The organism is Mesorhizobium sp. B2-3-6 (assembly GCF_006442305.1).
Classification (GTDB): domain Bacteria; phylum Pseudomonadota; class Alphaproteobacteria; order Rhizobiales; family Rhizobiaceae; genus Mesorhizobium.
Genome location: NZ_VFVW01000003.1, coordinates 83,680 through 98,806 on the forward strand (window position 1 = coordinate 83,680; position 15,127 = coordinate 98,806).

A 15,127-nucleotide genomic window follows, 5' to 3' on the forward strand; every position below is an offset into this window, starting at 1 on the left:
AAGGGGCTAACATGAGGTGACGGATGCTCGAAATCCGCTATCATCGGCGGCGATGAAAGCTGAGCCAGCGGAGACCGCCAGTGCAGCGACGGCTTGAAAAGAACTGGGATTTGACGATCGGGCCCGACACCGTGCGGCTGTTCATCCTCAAATGCAAGGCGTTGAGCGCCGCCATCAATGAAGACTATGCCGACGGCGCCGAACACGAAATCGAGTTCGATGGAAACACCCGTGACAATCATCATCATGACGGACTCGCCGAGGAAAGCTCGGAAAACCTGACCGAAGAGGAACTGCGCGAGCTGATCAACGACCTCAATGTCGACGAGGCGGCCGAGCTCGTCGCGCTCGCTTGGGTCGGCCGTGGCGACTACGATGCCTCGGAATGGGCCGACGCCGTCGCCGCCGCGCGCGAGCGCGCCAACAAGCACACGGCCAAATACCTGCTCGGCTTGCCGTTGCTCGCCGATTGGCTGGAGGAAGGGCTGGAAGCGATCGGTGCGTAACGCGCCGGTAATCGATTGTGATCGGGCCTAAGCGCCTTCCAGGCAACTTCGAGCATCCCGGCACCGTTTCGAGGCGATGGCAACACTGAGCTTTTCCCGAAAATACAGGATTGCATTGGTCATGGTCGTGACAGCACTGCTGGTGACGCCGGCCGATGCCAGGCATCGTCACAGGCATCACGAGCCGCTTTTACCACGGGTGGAACAGCCGCTGACGCCGCGGGTTGACCGGCCGCTGAAACCGCGCGGCGAAAGGCATCGCAAGCCGAAGCCGGCACGGCAGAGGACGCAAAATCCGAAGCCGGTACGTGCGGATGTCCCAGTGCCTGAACCGCGCCCCGCTGACGCGCCAGAGGCGACAGAACCGAACACGCAAAATCCAGCCGCAACATCCGACCGGTTTCAGGAGGAAGGATCCCCTCGGAAGCAACAAGCCCGGCCCGAGCCGCCAGCCGATGCGAAAGGCGAACCGGAGCCGCCAGCCGTGGCGCCGACGCCGACACAAAGGCCTGAGACTGCGGAACCGGAGGTTGAGCCGCCGGCCCTCGCCCCGCCACCGCCGCCAAAGCCGGCGGACGCGGACAAAAAGGAGATGCTTCCCGATCCGCGTTCGGCTGACCTGCCAGACGCGAAAATGCCTGCCGAGGAAGTCGCCTGCCGCGAGCGGCTGAGGGGTCTCGGTGTCGAATTCGAGGAGCACAAGGCTGAAAGCGATCGCGATATCGGCTGTTCGATCCCCTATCCCCTGGTGCTGAAGAGCCTTGGCAAGTCGATCGCCATTGCCCCGGGCGCCGAGCTCAATTGCGCAATGGCCGAGGCGGCGGCACGCTTTGCCGGCAACGTCATCCAGCCGGCGGCGAAAGCCGAATTCGGCACCGACCTGAAATCGATCGGCCAGGCATCGGCCTTTGTGTGCCGGCCACGCAACGGCACGCGCAAACTGTCCGAACATGCCTTCGGCAATGCGCTCGATATTGCCAGCTTCACACTTGCGGACGGCAGGACGATCGAGGTCGGCCCGGCGCCACCGGACAAGGACGCCAAATTCCTCGACGCGGTGCGCAAGGCCGCCTGCGGGCCGTTCAAGACCGTGCTGGGCCCGGGCAGCGATGCCGATCATTCGCTGCATTTGCACCTCGACCTCGAGCCGCGCCGCCACGGCGGTACCTTCTGCCAGTAGGGCCGGCTCAGAAGCGATGCCGCAATTCGGCCGCAGGCATGAACGCCGGCGCTGATTTTTCCTTTACCGTTGATCGTTAAAATCCCGCCTATCGGGAAAGGGACTGCCGATGGACGGGATATTTCGTGCCGCGCTGGCGCTTGCGCGGCAATCGAAACGCGCGCGCGCCGCTGCCGGCGGGGTGGCCGCCCTGCTTGCGCTGGCCGCGGTGTCGGCCTGCAACACCGGCAACGTGCTGGCACTGGAGCCGGCCGTCGATGTCGGCGCGCAGACCGCGGCCGTGCCGCAATATTCAGGCATGCAGCGGCTGGTTCCTTCCAATCCCTACATGACGCAGGCCGCCTATCCACGCATGGACGAGCCGATGTCGCCGGTCGAGCAGATGCCGGCCAGCGAGACCGACTGCCGTCAGCAGCTGAGGCGCCTCGGCGTCACCTTCACCGACCTGGCGCCGATCCATGAAGGCCAGTGCGGCATCGACTATCCGGTGAAGGTTTCGGCCATCGGCAGCGTCGAGATGAAGCCCGCCGCGACGCTGACCTGCGACATGGCCGCCAGCTTCGCCGCGTGGACGAAGAACGAGCTCGTTCCTTCCGCCCGCTGGCGCTACTTCTCCGGCGTCAGGACCATCCACCAGGGTTCCAGCTATTCCTGCCGCAACATCGCCGGCGAAGGCGTGCTGTCGGAACACGGCAAGGGCAACGCGCTCGACGTGATGAGCATCGAACTCAACAATGGCGACGACATCGACGTGCGCAAGCCCGGCCTGTTCGCCTTCCGCACCCGCGGCTTCCTCAACAATGTGCGCGCCGACGGCTGCCAGTATTTCACCACCGTGCTCGGCCCCGGCTACAATTACGACCACCGCAACCATTTCCACTTCGACATCAAGAACCGCAAGAGCGGCTATCGCGCCTGCCGCTGATCCCTTTGCCTGGCGGCTGCTTCGCCGCGTACAGTGACGTCGTAGAACTCGAGCGGCATCGATGAGCCAACGAAGCTTCCGACGACGCGCTGCGACCTGGCTGGTGTTGCTTCTGGCGACCTATCTGGTGCTGGCCTATGTCGCCGCGCCGGAATTCTGGACGTTTCGCGATCGCGGCTTTCGCAGCCAAAGCTTCGAGATGGTGACGCACACCCCGCAAGGCATTCCGGGCGACCCGATCAATGTCGGCCTGATCGGCACGCAAAAGGAGGTTGTCCATGCCTTCGCCGTCGCTGGCTGGGACACGGCCGACGCCGTGACGCTGAGAACCGCGATCGATATTGGCGAAAGCGTCTTGTTTTCGCGCCCCTATCCGGACGCGCCCGTCAGCCGGCTGCTGTTCGAAGGCCGCGCCCAGGATCTTGCTTTCGAGAAGCCGGTCGGCGGCAGCGCCGACCGCCGTCACCATGTGCGCTTCTGGCAGACTGATGCCACGGGCGACGATGGCCGTCCGCTGTGGCTGGGCTCGGCCAGTTTCGACCGTGGCGTGGGCCTGAGCCACGACACCGGCGCCATCACCCATCATATCGGCCCCGACATCGACGCCGAACGCGACTTTCTTATGCAGGATTTGACCGCCGCCGGAATGCTGATCTCAACCAGCGACCTGGAAGGCATCGGCGCCACCACGCACGGGCGCAATGGCGGCGGCGACCCCTATTTCACCGACGGCAAGGCCGTGCTCGGCGTGCTGAAGCAACTGCCGTGATGCCTGAAGTCAGCTCGTGGCGACCACGACCTTGCCGAACGGTCCCTTCTCCAGATGCTGGAAGGCCTGCTCCACCTCCTCGAAGCCGAAGACCTTGTCGACCACCGGCCGGATGCCGAGCACCTCGATCGCCTGGTTCATCCGCTCGAAGGCGCGGCGATGGCCGATCGATATGCCCTGCACGACGATGCGATTGCGCAGGAACGGCACGATCGGAAAGCTGAGTTCCATCGAGCCCAGCAGGCCGATGACCGACAGGCGGCCGTCGGCGGCCAGGGCATCGAGCGATCGCCGCGCATTGTCGCCGCCGACCATCTCCAGGATATGGTTGACGCCGGTTCCACCCGTCAGGTCACGCGCGGCTTCGTCCCATGCCGGCTGGGTGCGGTAGTTGATCACTTGCCAGGCGCCGAGTTTCCTGGCCCGCTCGAGCTTGTCGTCGCTGCTCGAGGTGACGATGGCACGCAGGCCGAAAGCGGCCGCGAATTGCAGTGCAAACAGCGACACGCCGCCGGTACCCTGGATAAGAATGGTCTGGCCGGGCACCGGCTTCGTCGCCTCCGCCAAGGCAAACCACGCCGTCAGCGCCGCGATCGGCAGCGTCGATGCCTCGGCGTCGCTGAGCGAAGGCGGCGCCAGCACGACGGCATCCTCGTGAAGCAGCACGTAGTCGGACAAGGTGCCGGGCAGTGACAATCCCAGCGTGTGCTGGTGAAGCACCGGCGGCGCATCGCCGTCAGGCCAGTCGGCGATCACTTGGCCCAGCACGCGTTGCCCGGCCTGGAAGCGGCTGACGCCACCGCCGACCGCCACGACCTCGCCCACCGCATCCGATGTCGGCACGAAGGGGAAGACGAGGTCCGGGATCAGCACCCCGTCTAGGATCATTCGATCCTTGTAATTCAGCGATATAGTCTTGATCCGCACCAGCAGCTCACGAGGCCCGGGTGCGGGTACCTTTCCCCGCGCCGGTTGCAGCTTGGACAGGCCAAAACCGGTCATTTGCCAGGATCTGTTGATGTCTCTGTTCATCTCGTCTGCTCCGGATTGAGTTGCTGGCGAGATCTTTACGTCATTCCACTATGGAAAAAAGTGCTTCTATGCGGCATAATTGGAAACGAATTGAAGATCATTATTCTACAATAGGGGCACAGCCATGGAATCCGCCGATCTGCAGGGCATTGTCGCCTTCGTTCAAACGATCGAAGCCGGCAGCTTCACCAGTGCGGGAGAACGGCTGCGCGTGACGAAATCGGCGGTCGGCAAATCGATCGCACAGCTGGAGCATCGGCTTGGCGTGCGTCTGCTCAATCGCACCACCCGCAGCCTGAGCCCGACAAGCGAAGGCCTCAGCTATTACGAAGCCTGCGTCAGGGCGCTGTCCGAAATCGAAGCCGCCCAGTCGCTGCTTGCCTCGCACCGGCAAGTGCCCTCGGGCCGGCTTCGGGTCGATTTGCCGTCGGCCTTCGGCCAGCGCTGCGTTGCCCCAGTTTTGTTCGACATTTCCAAGCGCTTCCCCGATCTGGCGATGGAGATCTCCTTCAACGACCGTCGCGTCGATCTCATCGAAGAAAGCATCGACCTGGCAGTTCGCATGGGCGAGCTCGACGACAGCCTGTCGCTCGCGGCGCGGCGGCTCTATGTCCAACGCTCGTGCGTATTGGCCGCCCCCGCCTACCTCGAGGAGCACGGCAGGCCGCGAACGATCGAGGAGCTCGCCGCTCATAAGCTGATCGGCTACACCCGTAACGGCGTCGCCCATCCCTGGACCATAAGGCACGCCGACGGCCAAATCGGAAAGTTCACACCGCGGGCAAGGCTGGTCCTCGACAATGGCGAGCCGATGCTCGACGCCGCCCTTGCCGGCTGCGGCATCACCTTCCTGCCGACATGGTTGGCGGCGGACAGCCTCAGGAGCGGTGCGCTCGAAATGGTGCTGTCGGACCGCCTCGTCGAAAACATTGCCGTCCACGCCGTTTGGCCGGTGACGCGAGCAGTGACGCCGAAGGTCCGCGTCGTAGTCGATGCGCTGGTCGAGCATTTTTCGGCGCCGCCCTGGGATGCCGCCTGACGGGGCCGCATGCGCTGTCATCTTCCTGAAAACGGCTGCTGACTATTTTCCAATCCAGCATGGCAATGCTATTGACCCCTGATGCTATATGTTGAAATCGCCACCGTGGTCGTCCTCATCTGCGTGAACGGCCTTCTGGCAATGTCCGAGCTTGCCATCGTCTCGTCGCGGCCGGCCCGCCTCAAGGCAATGATCGATCGCGAGGTTAAGGGCGCCGGCCGGGCGCTTGCGCTTGGCTCCAACCCCGGCAAGTTCCTGTCCTCGGTACAGATCGGCATCACCCTGGTCGGCGTGCTGTCCGGCGCCTTTTCCGGCGCCACGCTCGGCGAAAGGCTGGCGCAGTTCCTGGCCTCGAACGGCATCCGCGAAAACATCGCCGATCCGCTCGGCGTCGGCATCGTCGTGGCCATCATCACCTATGCCTCGCTGATCATCGGTGAGCTCGTGCCCAAGCAGATCGCGCTGCGCGACCCCGAGCGGGTCGCCGTGCGCGCCGCCCCGGCCATGACCGTCCTCGCCACCGTCTCGGCGCCGCTGGTCTTCCTGCTCGATATCTCGGGCCGCGCCGTGCTTTGGCTGCTCGGCCAGCGCGGCGAGAGCGAGGAGAAGGTTACCGACGAGGAGATCAAGATGCTGGTCGCCGAGGCCGAGCATCACGGCACCATCGAGTCCGACGAGCGCCGCATGATCGCCGGCGTCATGCGGCTTGGCGACCGCGCCGTGCGCGCCGTCATGACGCCGCGCACCGAGGTCGACTGGATCAACCTCCAGTCCGACGATGCGACCACCCGCAAGCTCCTGATGGATACGCAGCATTCGCGCTTGCCCGCCGGCGACGGCGGCGTCGACGCCATGATCGGTGTCGTCCAGACACGTGATGTGCTGGCGGCATTGCTGGGCGGCCGCGCGCTCGACCCGCGTCGGCACGTGCGCACCGCGCCCATCGTGCACGATCAGGCCGACGCGCTCGACGTGCTGCAGACGCTGAAGGAATCCGACGTGCCGATGGCGCTGGTGCACGACGAATACGGCCATTTCGAAGGCATCGTCACCCCCGCCGACATCCTGGAGGCCATCACCGGTGTCTTCCGTTCCGACCTCGAAGCCGGCGAGGAGGAGAATGCCGTCAAGCGCGACGACGGCTCATGGCTGCTTGCCGGCTATATGCAGGCCGACGAGATGGCCGAGGTGCTGGGCATCGACCTGCCGGAAAACCGCGACTACGAGACCGTCGCCGGCTATGTGCTGTCACACATGCACCATCTGCCGGCGACCGGCGAATGCGTCGACGCGCAAGGCTGGCGTTTCGAGGTGGTCGATCTCGACGGCCGCCGCATCGACAAGCTGATCGCCACGCGCCTGCCCAGCGGCCACCGCGAAGTGGTGCGCTGACTGTTCGAACGTTGCCTCGAGTCAAGCGGTCATTGGCCGTCCGTCCGCGCCTACTGCTCCGTGAAGGCGCGGGCGAACGAATCGAGCATCGGCCGCGCGAGATATTCCAGGAAAGTCCGGTCGCCGGTGCTGATGAACGCCTCGACCGGCGTCCCGGGATAGAGCTGCTCGGGCTTCACGCGGGATGGCAGGGCGTCGATCTTCAGCTTCGCCCGGAAATAGGGTTCACGCGTAGCCTCGTCGATCAGCCGATCCGCGGAAACCTGTGTCACGGTGGCTGGAACCTCGGGCGTGAGCCGCGCGTTCAAGGCGGACAATCGCAGTTTCGCCGGCTGGCCGACGCGTACCTGATCGATGTCCTTCGGCCGCAGCTTCGTGTCCACGACCAACCCCGATGCCGTCGGCAGGATTTCCATGATCTTTTCGCCCGGGGCAATTACGCTGCCCTTGAAATTGTAGGTCGACGACACCACGATGCCCGCTGCCGGCGCCTTGATTGTCGTGCGCCGCAGCACCGCCGCGGCCGCCCTGATCTGTTCCTCGACGTCGGCCAGGTTGGAGCGAACCTCGTCCAGCTTCGTCAGCGCCTCCTCCACCCGTTGCGTGGTCAAGCGCTCGGTCTGCTCCTGCGCCTCGACGATCTGGGTGCTGGCCGATGCAAGACTGGCCTCCAGCGCTCCCGCCTGGCCGACGAGGTCGGCTTCGCTGCGCAGAAGCTGGGAGTATTCGGTGCGGTTGGTCAGGCCTTTGTCCAAAAGGCTGGTCTTGATGCCGAGCTCCTTCTTCACCACCTCGACCTGCTGCTGGATGGCTTGTTTCTGGGCGTCCAATCCCACGACGGACTGCCGATGCATGACGACCCGCTGCTGGAGGATCGATCGTTCCGACCGGAACCGGGCGAGCCTGGCGTCGAACTCCTTCTGCTGTTCCCGAACCAGCATTTCGAAATCGTGCTGAAGCGGCGCCGGCGCCGCTGTTGTGATCGGCGCCAGCCTGTCCAGCCCGTCCCGCTCCGCCTCCAGCCGCGCCGCGCTTGCCCTGAGCGCGATCGACTGCCTCGTCAGCCGGTTGAGCTCGGCCTGCGCGGCGGTTGGATCCAGCACTATCAGATCCTGCGCCTGCTGCACGCGATCGCCTTCGTGGACCAGCAACTCTTGGACGATGCCGCCCTCGGGGTGCTGGATGAGGATGTTCCCGCCCATCGCCGAGATCGTGCCTTGCGTGATCACCGCGCCGGACAAGGGGGCATAGGCCGCCCAATAGCCGAAGCAACCTGCAAATATCGCTATCGCCGCATAGCCGCCGAATGCCACGCGCCCTGTGTCGGTGCGTGGATTGCGTTCCCCGGCGAGGCTGTGCACTGCCATCATCTACGATCCAAAGCGGGTTTTTTGCGGGGCGCTGCGGAGGGTCGTGGCGAACGACCCCGTCACCACTGTATTCTGCCGGGAAGAATTGCCGGCGAGCGGCTGCCGCAGCAAATCGCTGCTCGGGCCGAAGGCTTCGATCGCGCCGTCGCGCAGCAGCATCACGCGGTCGCAGGCCGCTGCGATCGAAGGGCGGTGCGTGATCACGATCAAGGTAATCCCCGCCGACCGCGCATCCGAGAGCACCGCTTCGAGCGCCGCTTCGCCGGCGCCGTCGAGATGAGCGTTGGGCTCGTCCAGGACGAGAATTCTGGGGTTGCCGTACAGGGCGCGCGCCAGCCCGATCCTTTGGCGCTCGCCGCCCGACAGCGCCCTGTCAGAGAGACCGATCATCGTCTGGTAGCCGTCGCGCTGCGTCAAAATCAGTTCATGGGCCTGGGCACGCTTTGCCGCCTCGACGATCGAGGCGTCATCCGCGTCGGGGTCGAAGCGGCCGACGTTCTCCGCGATCGATCCCGGGAACAGTTCCACCTCCTGCGCGAGATAGCCGATATGCCTTCCAAGCTGCTTTTCGTCCCAGGTCCTGAGATCGGCACCGTCGATCCTGACCGAGCCGCTGACCGGTTGGAGCGCACCGACAAGCAATCTGGCGAGCGTCGATTTGCCGGCTCCGCTCGGGCCGACGATCGCCACCGCCTCGCCGGCCCCGATGTGGAAATTCAGCCTCTTGACGATGGGCGGACCGCCGGGCCTATTCGGCGCGACGTAGATCAGATCCTGCGCCGAAATCGCGCCTGACGGATCAGGCAAGGCCAGTTTTTGCACCGCGGACGGACGTGCCGAAAGGGTTGCCTCCAGCCGTTTCCACGATCGCCTGGCGTCGACGATCTGCCGCCACGAGCCGATCAGTTGGTCGAGCGGCTGCAGCGCGCGCGACGATACCAGGGAAGACGCGAATATCATCCCGGCCGTCATCTTGCCTTGCAGGACCAGCCACGCACCCACGCCCAGTATCGCCAGCTGCAGCATCATGCGCACGGCCCGCGACGTTCCGCTGAAGATCGCATTAGCCGTCGACGCGCGGTCGTGAACGATCAGCGCTTCGGCGACGTGCTTTCCCCAAGCCCGCGCGGCGTTCTGGACCATGCCCATGGCGCGCAGCGTCTCGGCGTCGCGGGCAAAGGCCTGCTCCGACTGGCTGGCGACCGCCGAACGTCGTGAAAACAAAGCGTCGTTCCTGCCGATGGCAAGCTGGGTTGCCAGGACCAGTGCAAGCAGCATCGCCACGCCAGCCAGGGTGAGCCAGAACAGGACGGGATGGATCAGGTAGAGCAGTCCGAGGAAGAACGGAGCAAACGGCAGGTCGAACAGGACCGCCACGCCGCGCGACCTGATGAAGGCGCATACCGAGGCGAGATCACGCAATGGCGACAGGCCTGCGGAGGCGTGGTCGGCGCCAAGCGAAGCGGCGAACGTCTCCGCCCCGAGCTTGCTGTCGATGCTGGCCGCGACGCGCTGCGTGTAAATGGAGCGCACCGCGTCCAGAAAGCCCAGAAAGACCAGCGCGAGAACCGCGATGACCGACAGGTAGACAAGCGTCTCGACATTGGAGGAAGGCAGGACCCGATCATACACCTGCAACAGATAGAGCGGGATCACCAGCAGCAGGACGTTGATCAGCAACGAGAAAACGCCGACATCGGCGATGGCGCGCCACAAGACCGCCCGCAGACCTGACTGTCCCATCGTTCCCGCGCTCCCTTGGCGGCTCATGTCCCGAGACATCGGCGCTCAGACCGAGTGGTCGCCCGCAACGTCCAGGGGGTGGTGCTGCAGGTCATCCAGCGTATAGGCGCGGATATAGTCGATCTTCATCTCCGCCGGCGTGGCGAGATGGTCGGGAGGCGCGCCGGCAAAACCGCCGACGGCTAGATCGGCCAGCATGTACATGGGCGTGTGCATGTCGGACGGCGTCGCGGCTTCGGCGACCTTTACGCCGTCATAGGTCCAGACGAGCGTATCCGGTGTCCACAGCAGGCCATAGGTATGGAAGCCGTCGGTGTCCGAAACATTCACCGAGGAAGAGACCTTGGTGTGCTGTCCCGTCTCGTTCGTGTGCGCCGTCATGATGAGCGTGTTCGGATCCTGCCCGCGCGCTTCCAGTACGTCCAGTTCCGGCGGCCACGAGCCGTCTTCCGGCAGCAGCCAGAAGGCCGGCCAGGCTCCGGCCGTTTCGGGCAGGTCCGCCCGCATTTCGAAATAGCCGTAGGTTTGCGAGAAGCTTTCGTGGGTCGTCAGGATGCCCGAGGTGTATTCGTAATTGTTGATCAGTGGCTTGATGTCTTCGGGCGCTTGCGCCGCGGTGATGGTGAGCACCCCGTTTTCCACGCTGAACGGGTGGACTGAGCTGGTCGGGCCGTAATTGGCGTCGATGTACCATTGCAGCTCCCCATTGCTGCTCAACGTGCTTCCGTTCGGCGCTCCCCACCAGAAGTTGGAATTCCAGGTGCCATCATGGCCGTTCCAAAGGCTGAGCGTGTTGAAGTCGTCGGAAAAGGACAGCGTCATTCCGGACTTGTCGATCGGCAGTTCGAACTGGCTGGGCGCCAGCTTGTCCACCGTCGTGTTGTTGAAGACCAGCACCTCGTCGGATCCGAGGTTCAGCAGAAGGTTCGCTCCTGCCTGGGTCATATGTGCCTTGACGTCGTCGAAAGACATGAAGTCGTAGCCATTGAGGCGGACCGTGTCGTCCGCGCCGAAATCGGTGATCAGGTCGCTTCCATTGCCCTTGGTGATGATGAAAGTGTCGGCGCCGCTGCCGCCGATCAGCACGTCGTTGCCCTGACCGCCATCCAGCGTCTGATGGCCCGAGCCACCCTTGATGATGTTGTCCAACGCATTTCCGAACGCATAGCGATTGTTGCCGGTGACGACGAGATTCTCGAAATTGTCGGGGAGCTTGTAGCTCATCCATGTGTCGATCGTGTCGATGCCAGCCCCGGGATCCTCCACCACCTTGTTGTTGGTGGAATAGAGGTGATAGTAGTCGTCGCCCGCGCCGCCATAGATGGTGACGTTGACGCTGGCGTCCCCCCAGAAGGAGTCGTTGCCGGAGGTGCCGTGCAATTCCGGCCCGGATCCGGTCGCCGAGAACCAATGGGTGGACGTGCCCGTGTAGGGGAGAGGGATGCCTTTGGCGTTCACGACGGTGCTCATCAGGAAATCCTTTCCTCGCGCCTGTTCAGGTCATTCGAAACGGCAACCGCTTACGGAGCAACGTTGCCATGCACGATGTCGTTCCAGGAGCTTGCCACACAGTTCAGCATTACATCGACTGTTGGGTGACATTTTTCGAAACGAAAGCACTAGAGGCCAAGAAATGGTCTATAAATCGTAATGAAGTCAGTAAAACTTTTAATAAAATTTTCGCTTATACCGAGAAAACGGCGATATACTTGCTGCCACGCCTGGCGTAGGTCACAAAAAAGCGATTCCGGCTTTCTGGCGGGCCGTAACATTGCCGCTCTGGAGCGATGGGCGAATTCGAGGGCTGGCGCATCGAGCGAGGGAACAGGCCTCGGGCCGGCGGCGCAGTGCCTGCTATTTGTCGCAGGGGAACACCGTCAAACCGCGGCTTCGATCGGTTCGGAAAGCTTCGGGTTCGAGCGCGAGGCGATCAGGCAGCTGGCCACGATGAGGCCCGCTCCCGCCAGCGTGGTCCAGGTCACCGCCTCGTCGAAGAAGAACCACCCAAGCGCGATCGCCCAGATAAAGGCGGAGTATTCGGTCGGGATCAGATATTGCGCTTCGGCGCGCGCGTAGGCCCAGCTCATCAGGAATTGGCCGGCGAGCGAAAGCGCCGTCACCCCGGCGAGAGGAAGCCAGAGCTCGCTTGGCAGCGCAATGGCAAGCCAGGGTGCCGCGAGACCGAGGATGACGGCAACGCAAAGGTTTTGGAACAGCATGATTTCGATCGGCTTGGCCAGCAGCGCCTGTTGCCGCGCAAGGATCAGGTTGTAGGCGTAGAACACCGTCGATACCAGCACGGCGGCCGTGCCGAGCAGGGCATCCTCGGCATAGGTCGCATGCCCGAACTGCCCGGCTATTATGATTGCGACACCGGCAATGCCGGCCAGCGATGCCCAGATCGCCTGCCGTTGTATCCGTTCGCCCAACAACAGCGCGGCCAGCAGGAGCGCAAACAGCGGCGCCACGAAACTGAGGCCGATCGCCTCCGCCAGCGGCAGCCTGGCAAGCCCCCAGAAGAACGACAGCAAGACAATGCCGACAACAACGGCACGCAGCGCATGCAGCCTCAACACGGAAAGGGCGGGAAATGAACGCGACCCTGCCGACCAGCCGGCGCCCGCGACCACGGTCGCCAGCATGCTGCGCCATAGCACCGTGTTGTAGACGCCCACGGCAATGACTAGAACCTTCATCGCCGCATCCATCCCCGACAGAAGGAAGATGCCGAGCGCGCACACCAGCACCGGGATCATGGGGGAAACGACGCCTGCCAGGCTGGATGACTTCACGGGGCTTTGCTCATGTGATGGATCGCGCCGGATATATCAGGGCAGAACGGCCGAGCCAGATGGCAGCTCCGCACACATGGAGGGCCAACCCGTATCGGTCCGGCATCGCGCGAAAGCAACCTTCACAGCTCCAAGCCTCAGCCCAGATACGATGCTGAATCCGCTGTCTTGCTCACTTCCGCTGCCCCGAACGCCGATGAAAACAGATGAACTTCCAAGCTTGGCCGGCGTTCCCCGCGCATGATGCGGAAACTCTTCGTGTTTGGTACCTTGAAGAAAGGCTTTCCCCTTCACGGCGAGGGTTTGTCCGAAGCCGCATTTCTGGGCGCCTACAGGACGCGAGAGCGCTTCCCGATGCTGATCGCTGGACCTCGCTTCGCTCCGATGATGTTCAATGAACCAGGCGTCGGCTTCCAGGTCGGCGGCGAACTCTACGTCGTGGACGATCGCGCCTTGGCAAACCTCGACAGGATCGAATCCGTTAGCAAGCCCGGAAATTTGCGCGTGCTGATCGAAGCAGAGCCTGTCGATGGCGGGCCGCCTGTCTCGGCATATGTCTACATGAAATCCCGGCATCTCGCCGCGCCGATCCACTCCCGATATCTCAAAGACTACAATGATCGGCGCTTCGCGCTTTCATGGGGTGGCTAGAACAACTCCAGGAAACGTGCATGGCGTTTCCCGCCTGGTTCGGCTTTTCTGCGACGCCAAGTGGTTTCACCTCGCCACTGATGCTCCGGCACGTTTTAGCGCCAAGGGATTTTGAGCTAAGGTGACGCATCACCGATGCGGCATAGAGCATTCTCATGACTGAACGTACCGGCGCCGGAGGCAGCAACACGGCAGTCGCAAGCGATCCTGCCGACGACGATCCTCGCCTGGCATTTATCTATCAGGAGGCGGTGCGAGGCCTCAATCATCAGCAGAATCTCGTCGAGAACATGAACACGCGCGCGGGCAGCCTCATCTTCGCCACCGCGTTTGTAAACTCGTTGCTTGGCGCAAGGGCGCTTTCCGACGGGCTCGGGCTCTGGGATTGGATCGCAGTGGCCCTGCTGTTCGGCATCGGCGGACTGATCGTCTTCCTGCTTTGGCCCTATCACAAATACACGTTCCGCTTCGATCCGGAAGAGCTGCTCCATCAATATGTCGATGGCGACAGGCCGCTGAAGATATCGGCCATGCAGCGCGCGCTTGCCCTTCGCATCAAGGCCGACATGGCCAGCAACTGGCGCATCATCCAGCGGCTTCGGGTAGCATTGCAGATCGCGCTGGTTCTTTTGTTGTTCGATATCCTCGCCTGGCTGTTCGCGATCGCGGGCGTTTGACACGCACGATTTTGGGCCGAAGGCTATTTCCATCCCCAGCGGATTGCCCGGCAGCCCGACACTAAGGCATCAGCACGACCTTGCCGATCGAGCGGTGCTCTTCGAGCAGGCGATGCGCCTCGCCGGCTTGGTCGAGCGGAAAGCGCCCGCCAGTCGTGACGACAATGTCGCCGCTGGCAGCCAGATCGAAAAGCTCCGAAAGGCTCGCTCTCAGCACTCCAGGGGACAGCAGCGGGAGCAGCGCGAAGCCCTTCAACGACTGATTCCTGCCGATCATCGCCTCAAGCCGGGCAACGCCAAGCGCATAGCGGCCAAGTGCTGCAAACACGAGCTCGCCACCGGGCGCCAGGATATCGAGGAAGTCCCCGGTCATCGCTCCGCCGACGGTGTCATAGATCGTATCGAGACCACCCTGCGCCGCGTCTCTGGTTTCGGCCACCCAGTCTCCGGAATGACGATCGATGGCGATGTCGGCACCATGCGACATGGCGACGTCGAGCTTGGCCTTGCCGCCGGCGAGCCCAATGACCCGGCGCGCGCCTTGGCGCTTCGCCAACTGGACGAGCAGCGAACCGACCCCGCCCGCGGCGGCGGGAACCAAAACCGTCCTGTTCGCCGGCGGACTTTGCCGCAACAGATGAAAGGCGGTCAGCCCCTGCACCATCAACGCCGTCGCCTCCTCGGACGAAAGCGGAGCCGGTAGGGGAAGGCCCAAGCCTGCGTCGATCGTCACATACTCGGCATAGCCGCCAAAGGGGCGTGTCGAGGCAAACAAGGGCGCGGCGATCCGGGTCCCGATCAGCGCACCGTCCACCCCTTGCCCGACGGCCTCGACGACGCCCGCCGCCTCGACGCCGGGAACCATCGGCAATTGCGGCGTCACCGCATAGCCATCCGCGCGCATCAGCACCTCGAAAAAGTTGATGCCGGCGGCATGAACGCGGATCAGCACCTCGCCGGCCTGCGGCTCCGGCGTCGGCAGGTCGACAATCTCCAGCACCTGGGGGCCGCCGAAACGGCTGAATTGTACGGCTTTCATGGCAAACTCCGA

14 protein-coding genes are annotated in these 15,127 nt (G+C 63.6%); 8 read left to right on the top strand and 6 right to left on the bottom strand.

Annotation, left to right across the window (positions count from 1 at the left end):
• Positions 1 to 80: 80 nt before the first annotated feature.
• From FJ953_RS09585 to FJ953_RS09600, 4 genes are all read left to right on the top strand, one after another.
• A complete protein-coding gene (locus tag FJ953_RS09585; protein WP_140524880.1) occupies positions 81 to 506 on the top strand; it encodes a DUF3775 domain-containing protein in 426 nt (141 codons plus the stop codon).
• A gap of 199 nt (positions 507 to 705) precedes the next feature.
• Positions 706 to 1,686, top strand: coding sequence for an extensin family protein (locus tag FJ953_RS09590; RefSeq protein WP_224646967.1), 981 nt, complete (start codon positions 706 to 708; stop codon positions 1,684 to 1,686).
• A 109-nt stretch (positions 1,687 to 1,795) separates the two neighbouring features.
• A complete protein-coding gene (locus FJ953_RS09595) occupies positions 1,796 to 2,611 on the top strand; it encodes an extensin family protein (RefSeq protein ID WP_140524881.1) in 816 nt (271 codons plus the stop codon).
• A gap of 61 nt (positions 2,612 to 2,672) precedes the next feature.
• Positions 2,673 to 3,380, top strand: a complete 708-nt coding sequence (locus FJ953_RS09600) for an LssY C-terminal domain-containing protein (RefSeq protein ID WP_140524882.1) — start codon at positions 2,673 to 2,675, stop codon at positions 3,378 to 3,380.
• Positions 3,381 to 3,389: 9 nt separating this feature from the next.
• On the opposite strand, the gene FJ953_RS09605 is transcribed toward FJ953_RS09600, so the two are convergent.
• Positions 3,390 to 4,412 (bottom strand): NAD(P)-dependent alcohol dehydrogenase, encoded by a 1,023-nt coding sequence (locus FJ953_RS09605; RefSeq protein WP_140524883.1) that lies wholly within the window; start codon positions 4,410 to 4,412, stop codon positions 3,390 to 3,392.
• A gap of 124 nt (positions 4,413 to 4,536) precedes the next feature.
• Here FJ953_RS09605 and FJ953_RS09610 point away from each other — a divergent pair, with 124 nt between their 5' ends.
• Both FJ953_RS09610 and FJ953_RS09615 read left to right on the top strand, forming a co-directional pair.
• Positions 4,537 to 5,451 carry a LysR family transcriptional regulator gene (locus tag FJ953_RS09610; RefSeq protein ID WP_140524884.1) on the top strand — a complete coding sequence of 305 codons (915 nt, stop codon included), beginning with the start codon at positions 4,537 to 4,539 and terminating at the stop codon, positions 5,449 to 5,451.
• A gap of 81 nt (positions 5,452 to 5,532) precedes the next feature.
• Positions 5,533 to 6,843, top strand: a complete 1,311-nt coding sequence (locus FJ953_RS09615) for a hemolysin family protein (protein ID WP_140495971.1) — start codon at positions 5,533 to 5,535, stop codon at positions 6,841 to 6,843.
• Positions 6,844 to 6,893: 50 nt separating this feature from the next.
• Here FJ953_RS09615 and FJ953_RS09620 read toward each other — a convergent pair whose 3' ends face one another.
• The 4 genes from FJ953_RS09620 to FJ953_RS09635 form a co-directional block, all read right to left on the bottom strand.
• On the bottom strand, positions 6,894 to 8,210 hold the full coding sequence (locus FJ953_RS09620; RefSeq protein ID WP_140624107.1) for an HlyD family type I secretion periplasmic adaptor subunit: 1,317 nt from the start codon (positions 8,208 to 8,210) through the stop codon (positions 6,894 to 6,896).
• Between the two features lie 3 nt (positions 8,211 to 8,213).
• Positions 8,214 to 9,956 (bottom strand): type I secretion system permease/ATPase, encoded by a 1,743-nt coding sequence (locus tag FJ953_RS09625; protein ID WP_140624109.1) that lies wholly within the window; start codon positions 9,954 to 9,956, stop codon positions 8,214 to 8,216.
• 45 nt (positions 9,957 to 10,001) lie between these two features.
• Positions 10,002 to 11,426, bottom strand: a complete 1,425-nt coding sequence (locus tag FJ953_RS09630) for a family 16 glycosylhydrolase (RefSeq protein ID WP_140624111.1) — start codon at positions 11,424 to 11,426, stop codon at positions 10,002 to 10,004.
• 407 nt (positions 11,427 to 11,833) lie between these two features.
• Positions 11,834 to 12,712, bottom strand: coding sequence for a DMT family transporter (locus FJ953_RS09635; RefSeq protein WP_140516990.1), 879 nt, complete (start codon positions 12,710 to 12,712; stop codon positions 11,834 to 11,836).
• A gap of 294 nt (positions 12,713 to 13,006) precedes the next feature.
• Between FJ953_RS09635 and FJ953_RS09640 the strand changes: the two genes are divergently transcribed.
• Both FJ953_RS09640 and FJ953_RS09645 read left to right on the top strand, forming a co-directional pair.
• Positions 13,007 to 13,399 (top strand): gamma-glutamylcyclotransferase family protein, encoded by a 393-nt coding sequence (locus FJ953_RS09640; RefSeq protein ID WP_246674770.1) that lies wholly within the window; start codon positions 13,007 to 13,009, stop codon positions 13,397 to 13,399.
• A 155-nt stretch (positions 13,400 to 13,554) separates the two neighbouring features.
• A complete protein-coding gene (locus FJ953_RS09645; protein WP_181167700.1) occupies positions 13,555 to 14,076 on the top strand; it encodes a hypothetical protein in 522 nt (173 codons plus the stop codon).
• Positions 14,077 to 14,137: 61 nt separating this feature from the next.
• On the opposite strand, the gene FJ953_RS09650 is transcribed toward FJ953_RS09645, so the two are convergent.
• Complete coding sequence (locus tag FJ953_RS09650) at positions 14,138 to 15,115, bottom strand: zinc-binding dehydrogenase (RefSeq protein WP_140624113.1); 978 nt, start codon at positions 15,113 to 15,115, stop codon at positions 14,138 to 14,140.
• Between the last annotated feature and the right edge of the window lie 12 nt (positions 15,116 to 15,127).